The organism is Pseudomonas sp. EA_5y_Pfl2_R50 (genome assembly GCF_963970475.1).
In the GTDB taxonomy this organism is placed as follows: Bacteria; Pseudomonadota; Gammaproteobacteria; order Pseudomonadales; family Pseudomonadaceae; genus Aquipseudomonas.
The window spans coordinates 632,499-639,689 of the sequence record NZ_CAXAPT010000001.1; the positions used below are offsets into that span (position 1 = coordinate 632,499).

Genomic DNA, 7,191 nt, shown 5'->3' on the forward strand with positions numbered 1-7,191 from the left:
CACGAGAGCCCGATGAACGACTTACTCGATGATGAGGTACTGGCGCTGCTGATGGCAGATGCCGGCGAGCAATCCCACGGCATCATTGCCCGCCCCCACCCGGCCCCGGCCCCCCTGTCCTTCGCCCAACAGCGCCTGTGGTTCGTGCAACAGCTGACGCCCGAGAGTGCCGCCTATAACCTGCCACGGGCCGTGCGCCTGAGCGGTGCCCTGCAAGCCCGACACCTGGAAATGGCGCTGAACAAAGTCATCGAACGCCACGACGTCCTGCGCAGTGCAATCGTCGAGATCGACGGCGTAGCGATGCAGGTGGTGGATGCCAACGCCACGCTGCAACTGGGGTTCGTTGATCTGCGCGACCTGAACGCTGAAACCCGCGACCAGCAGATTGCCCAGCGCATAGCGGCCGAAGCCGGCCAGCCCTTCAATCTGCAACAGGCGCCGCTGATGCGCGCGACGCTGCTGCAAGTGGCCGATGCGCAGCACTTGCTGCTGCTCAACATGCACCATATCGCCTCGGATGCATGGTCCAACGCGATTCTGATGCAGGACCTGACCCGCGCCTACGCGCAGGCGGCAATGGGCATTGACGCGCCTTTGCCGCGTCCGGCCATCCAGTACGCCGACTATGCCCACTGGCAGCGCGGTGACTATCTGCACAGCACGGCCTGCAAGACCAGCGCCGAATACTGGCAACAGTATCTGGGCCGGAATTTGCAGCCGCTGGACCTGCCGGTGGACTTTGCACGCAGCGAACAGCAGCGCCATCCGGCCGGCAAATACGACTTCAGCCTGCCCGCCACCCTGGCGCAAGCGCTCAATCGCTTCTGCCAGCACCACGGCCTGACCCCCTTCGTCGTCGCGCTGGGCGCCTGGCAACTGCTCTTGAGCCGCTACAGTGGCCAGGACGATTTCACCGTCGGCGTACCCAACGCGACGCGCAACCGCAGTGAAATTCAGGACCTGGTCGGGTTCTTTGTCAGCACCCAGGTGTATCGCGTGCGAATTGACCCGCAGCAGCCTTGCAAGGACTTCCTGCTGCGTCTGCGCCGCGAATCGCTGGCCGCGCTCGACCACGCCGACTACCCGCTGGAATTGAGCTTCGACGACCTGCAACTGCACAGCAGTCAGCAGATCAATCCGTTGTTCCAGGTGCTGTTCAACTGGCGCACGGACGGCGGCGCCGCGGTGCCGATGAACCTCGGCGGCTTGACTCTGGACTTTGTCGATGGCGGCAGCGGGCAGGCGAAATTCGACCTGTCGCTGGACGTCAGTTACTCCCTGAGCCGCATCGACGCCAACATCGAATTCAGCAGCGATCTGTATAGCCCGGCCACCATCGAACGACTGGCCGGACACTGGCAGAACCTGTTGCACGCCATCACCGACAACCCCGATCTCGCCTTGAGCGAATTGTCGCTGTTGGGCGACGCCGAGTGCCGCCAGCAACGCGAAGACTGGAACCCGCCTGCGGCCCCCTTGCCGAGTGAAGGCGTCCATCAGCTCTTCGAGCGCCAGGCACAGGCCACGCCGCAGGCCCTCGCCCTGATCTGCGATGACGTGCGCATGAGTTATGCGCAACTCAACTCGGCAGCCAATGGGCTGGCGCAGACCCTGATCGGCTACGGCGTGGGCCCGGAAGTGCGCGTGGGCATCGCGGTCGAGCGTTCGGCGCGGATGATCGTGAGTTTGCTGGCGGTGCTCAAGGCCGGTGGCGTGTACGTGCCTCTCGATCCAGACTACCCGCAGGAACGACTGAGCTGGATGATTGAAGACAGCGGCCTGAGCGTGCTGCTCAGCCAGCGCTCGTTGCTCCAGCGCCTGCCCTCGACAGACACGGTGAGCGTGCTGTGCGTCGATGAAATCGACCTTCTCGACAGCGCGCACCACGATAATCCGCCCTGCCGTACCCAAGGCCCGAACCTGGCCTACGTCATGTTCACTTCAGGGTCTACCGGCCGGCCAAAAGGTGTGGGGATTACCCAGGCGGCGTTGACCCGACACGCGCAAGTCGCGCTGGATTTTCTCGGCCTGACGCCTGCCGATCGTTCCCTGCAATTTGCCACGTTCAACTTCGATGCCTTTGTCGAACAGCTTTACCCGGCACTGATCTGCGGCGCGTCGGTGGTCGTGCGCGGGCCCGACATCTGGGACAGCGAAACCTGGTATCGGCAGCTACTCGACAAGCAATTCACGGTCAGTGACCTGACCACCACTTACTGGAACATGCTGGCGCGGGATTTTGCCGCTGCCGGTGTGCGTGACTACGGCCCGTTGCGGCAGGTGATCGTCGGCGGCGAAGCCATGCCGCCGGAGGGCGTGGCTGCGTGGGGCAAGGCCGGACTGGCCCATGTGCGCCTGCTCAACACCTATGGCCCGACAGAAACCACGGTCAGTGCGACGGTGCTCGATTGCACTGACTACGTCACCGGACATGCACCATTGCCGAAAACCATGCCCATCGGCCGACCGTTGGCGGGGCGCGCCATTTACCTGCTGGACAGCGGTGGCCAACCGGTGCCGGTGGGCGTGGTCGGTGAGCTGGTGATTGCTGGCGATCTATTGGCCCGGGGCTATTTCCAGCGCCCGGAACTGACCGCCGAGCGTTTCATGCCTGACCCGTTCAGCCAGGACGGCGGGCGCCTTTACCGCACGGGCGATCTGGCGCGCTATCGCGCCGATGGTGTCATCGAATACGTCGGCCGCCTCGATCATCAAGTCAAGATCCGCGGCTTCCGTATCGAACTCGGTGAGATCGAATCCTGCCTGCTGCAATGGCCGACCGTTCGCGAAGCGCTGGTCATCGCCCGCGAAGGGTTGGCCGGGATGCAACTGATCGGTTATGTCGTGCCGAGCGCCAGTGACTTGTCCAATGAACAACACGCGCCATTGCTCGCGGCCCTCAAGGCTGAACTGAAAAGCCGGCTGCCCGGTTACATGGTGCCCAGCCATCTGCTGATACTGGAAGCCTTGCCCGTGAGCCCGACAGGCAAACTTGATCGCAAGGCTTTGCCGCTGCCTGACTTCAATCAGTCACAGAGTCGCTTCAAGGCCCCGGAAACGGCTTTGGAGCAAGCGCTGGCCGAGCTCTGGCAGGACACGCTGCACGTCGACCGGGTCGGCCTCGACGACAATTTCTTCGAGCTGGGCGGACATTCGATTCTGGCCATCCAGTTTATTGCTGCGCTCAATGCGCGCCTGGGGATCAAGCTCGCGTTGCAGCAAATGCTCGCTCACGGCACCGTCGAAGCGCTCGCACAATTCATCGCCACAGAACACCAGCAGCAAACCCGATGCGTGGTCGAACTCGCGGTCTCGGCCGCCAGCGCCCCGCCGCTGTTCTGCCTGCATCCCAGCGGCGGGATCGTGTTCTGCTACCAGCCGTTGGCGAAACGCCTGAGCCAACACGCGCGCACCTTCGGCGTGATGCACAAAGGCTTCGCGGACAAACACTCCCATGCGCAGACCTGGGCGCAGATGATCGCCGACTACACCCGACAGATTATCGACCAACAGGCGGACGGCCCTTATCGCTTGATGGGCTGGTCGCTCGGCGGCTCGATTGCCATGGACATTGCCGCCGAACTGGAACGCCAGGGCCGTGAAGTCAGCTTCCTCGGCCTGGTCGATACCACATTGCCGGACAGCCTGTTGCCGGCAGATCTGCCGCGCAAACCGCTGGAGGAAGAAAACCCCGAGTATTTCAGTGCACAGAATGAACTGGCGACGGCCGTGGAAATGTTCAGCCTGATGTTCGCTCATCTGCACGAACCTGCGGCACGCTTCCTCGCCGAAAACCCGCAAACCGATCTCAAGGCGTTCTACCAATGGGCCAGCCAGCAGGCTGCCACCAGTGAACAGGAAATGGTGGCGACACTGGACGCTATCAAACAGGAAATCATGAACGCCCAAGCGTTCGAGATTCATGATCGACTGGTGAAAGCCTACGACGCCTTCACGCTGCCGACGCTCAAGGTCGAGGCCAGTTGCTGGTGGTCGCTGTCACACAAGACGCTGGAACAGGTATTGCACTCGGAACAGGTGCTGCGTGAGCATACAGTCAGCGGGCAACTGCAAGGCTCAGTGCACTCCCCCCTGCCTCACCGCAGCATGATCTACGGTGAGTCGTTGCTGGAGTCGTTTGAATCGGTGTTCCTGGCGTGCGAGGCGGCACGACACAACTGAGTTGACCTGCCAAAAAAAGCAGAAGCACCCGCTTCTGCTTTTTTTCGGGCGTGATTTGCCACATGACCTATGGCCGCCGGGTTGCCAGCGCCCACAGGGATTCACCCGCCCACGGAAGGCAAAAAAAACGGCCCACGCCCTCTTTCGAGGAGCGTGGGCCGCTTCGGTGAAGGGCCTTCAGTGCATCAGAACTGTGGAGTCCACTTCACGGAGAACATCACGTTACGCGGATCACCGAAGTTGTTGTTGCCGTCGAGCTGATTGTAGCCGGCCGCAATGTACTTCTTGTCGAACAGGTTGTTGGCGTTCACAGCCAGACCGACTTCCGGTGTCAGCTGATAACCGACACGGGCGTTCCATACGGTGTAGCCCGCGACGTCGTAGGTACCTTCGTAACCGAGCGTGTGGCTCTGGGTCACGAAGCCCAGACCGGTGCTGACGCGATTCCACTCACCCGGCAACTGGTAGTTGGCCCACATGCGCAGCATGTGTTTTGGGGTCCAGGTGCTGAATACGCGACCTTCGTTGCTCGGGTCCTTGATGTACTTGGTGGTGTTGTAGGTGTAACCGGCAAACAGTTGCAGGTCTTCCACCACTTCGCCGCTGATCTCGGCATCGATACCCTGGCTGCGCACCTTGCCCGAGGCCGTCGAGCAGTACGAACCATCACACTCGAAACCACCGGCAATGTCATTGATAGCACGGTTTTCCTGGTCGTAGCGGAAAACAGCCAACGAGGTGTTGACCCGGCCGTCCATCAGCTCGCCCTTGAGACCGATTTCGTAGTTGCTGCCGATGATCGGTTTGAGCACGGTGCCGTTGATATCGCGGTTGGTCTGCGGCTGGAACACGTCGGTGTAACTGGCGTAAACCGCCCACTCGCGGCTCAGGTCATAAACGATACCGGCGTAAGGCGTGACTTCGCCGGTCTCGGTCGCGGTGCTTGGGTCATTTTTGGTGATGCCGCCAAACGAAGATTGCGCCTTGGATTTGTAGCTGAAGTCATACCAGCTGACGCGGGAGCCCAGCACCAGGGTCAGATCATCGATCGGTTTGACGCGCCAGGTGCCGTACAGGCCTTTCTGACGAACATCATATTTGCTCAGGGTGCCACGACCGTTCGCAGCGATCAGGCTGTCATAGCTGATGTCGGTACGGTCCTTGTTCAAGTTGAAAATCGTGTCGCTGCTGTTGGTGAAAGTACGGGCGAGCTGGTCGTCCGTTTCGAGCTGGGAAAAGTTACCCCCAACCATGACTTCCTGCTGCATCGACAAGGCTTCGAACTTGCCATTCAGGTTCATGTCGATGCCGACTTTGGTGGAGTCGAAATCCGTCACGAAGTTGGCGTACTGCACACCGCTGCCATCCGCTTCCAGACCGTCGCCGGCACTCTGCACGCGCTGGTTTTTCGCCTTGTTGCTCTCGGTCATGCGCACGGCACCGACCTTGAACGCCCAGTCTTCGTTGAAGCGATGTTCAAGATCGGCGTACAGCGTGGTGACGTCGATGTCCGAACTGTTCCAGCGCGCGCCGGTGTAGGTCGAGCGCGAAATGTCCGGCATCTTGCCGTCGGCGTAGCGTGGCAGGCCACGAATCATCGGACGCGAGTCGCCGTCGGAACGGCTGACGGCCAGGCCGAGGGTGGTGTCTTCACTCAGGTCGAAGTCCAGCGCGCCGTACAGCGAGAGGGTTCGGCTCCACTCCGAATCGATGAACGAATTGCTCTGGTCCTGATCGGCGACCAGGCGACCACGAATGGTGCCCGCCTGGTTCAACGGGCCGCCTGCGTCGACTTGCAGACCGTAATGGTCCCAGGAACCGGCCTTGCCGGTCACGCTCACAGTCGGTGCCGCCTGACCGCGCTTGCGTACCAGGTTGATGGCGCCACCCGGGCTGCCAGTGCCTTGCAGCAAGCCGGAGGCGCCGCGCAGGATTTCCAGACGGTCGAAAAACACCAGATCCTGGGTCGCCCAGTTACCCAGCGAATAGGTGTTGCGCGGGATCGGCACACCGTCGTATTGCCAGTCGTCGATCTGGAAACCGCGCGAGGAAATGATCAAACCCTTGCCGACGCCCTGCAGACCCACGACACCGGTGGTCTGATTCAGCGCATCCTTGAGTTCGACCAGATCCTGATCGTCCATCTGCTTGCGGGTCATCACCGTGACCGACTGCGGAATTTCCTTGAGGGTGTGAGTGCCCTTGCCGATGGTGACGGCGTTGGACGTGTACGAGTTGCTGCCTTCAGTGGTCGCACTGAGCTGCTGCGCGCTGATGTTGGTGGCGCCCAGCTCCAGGCCTTCAGTGGCCGTGCCGCGAACCAGCATCAGGGTGTTGCCCTCGACGCTGTAGCGCACGCCGGTGCCTTTGAGCAGTTCGGCAATGGCCGCCTGCGGGCTCATCTTGCCGCTGACCGCGTGGCTCCTGAGCCCGGACATGTCGTCAGCACTGTAGATCACCTGTTGGCTGGTCTGTTGACCAAAGGCTTGCAGCGCTTGCGACAACGGTTGCGCCGGAATGTGGATGCTGACGTCTTCAGCCATCACCTGAGCGCTGAATGGCAATACACAGACCAGCCCCAGACCGGTCAACACTCGACGCGAACGCAGGCCGCGGGACATGACGAGTGCCTTGAACAGAGGTTTCAACTCATGAATTGCTGACATCGTGCTCTCTATTATTGGTAAAAGTGAAAGTCCATTTGGGCCGACGGGCCCGCCACGGCCAGCACATGGAAACCGCTCACTGTCGTTGGCCCCTTGGGCGACATTGCAGTGCACGGTGGACCGACCCCTCCCCGGGCGCAGTCATCCGGCTGGACGATGGCGAAATTTTTCTGCTGAACAAATCCGTTGCCTTGGCTGCCCTGCCCGCCCCGGATTTATCCACATACCCTAATAAGACGCAGCACCTCAAAAAAACCGGAATGAGTTTATTTATCATTAGCGCAAAAAGTTAAAAAAAAGGCCGACGCTGTGGGGCGACGGCCTTGTGTTTCTTGCTATT

Annotated in this window: 2 protein-coding genes; one reads left to right on the top strand and one right to left on the bottom strand. The window is 61.1% G+C overall.

Going from position 1 to position 7,191, the window contains the following annotated elements:
- The first annotated feature begins 12 nt into the window (after positions 1-12).
- Positions 13-4,185, top strand: coding sequence for an amino acid adenylation domain-containing protein (locus tag AACY19_RS02760; RefSeq protein WP_339447882.1), 4,173 nt, complete (start codon positions 13-15; stop codon positions 4,183-4,185).
- A 185-nt stretch (positions 4,186-4,370) separates the two neighbouring features.
- Here the strand turns inward: AACY19_RS02760 and AACY19_RS02765 are convergent, their stop codons facing one another.
- Positions 4,371-6,851 (bottom strand): TonB-dependent siderophore receptor, encoded by a 2,481-nt coding sequence (locus AACY19_RS02765; protein ID WP_339447683.1) that lies wholly within the window; start codon positions 6,849-6,851, stop codon positions 4,371-4,373.
- Positions 6,852-7,191 lie beyond the last annotated feature (340 nt).

What these genes read in the sequence shown, in the direction of transcription:
- AACY19_RS02760 (WP_339447882.1), top strand. Translation starts at nt 13, where the DNA reads ATGAACGACTTACTCGATGATGAGGTACTGGCGCTGCTGATGGCAGAT.
- AACY19_RS02765 (WP_339447683.1), bottom strand. Translation starts at nt 6,851, where the DNA reads ATGTCAGCAATTCATGAGTTGAAACCTCTGTTCAAGGCACTCGTCATG.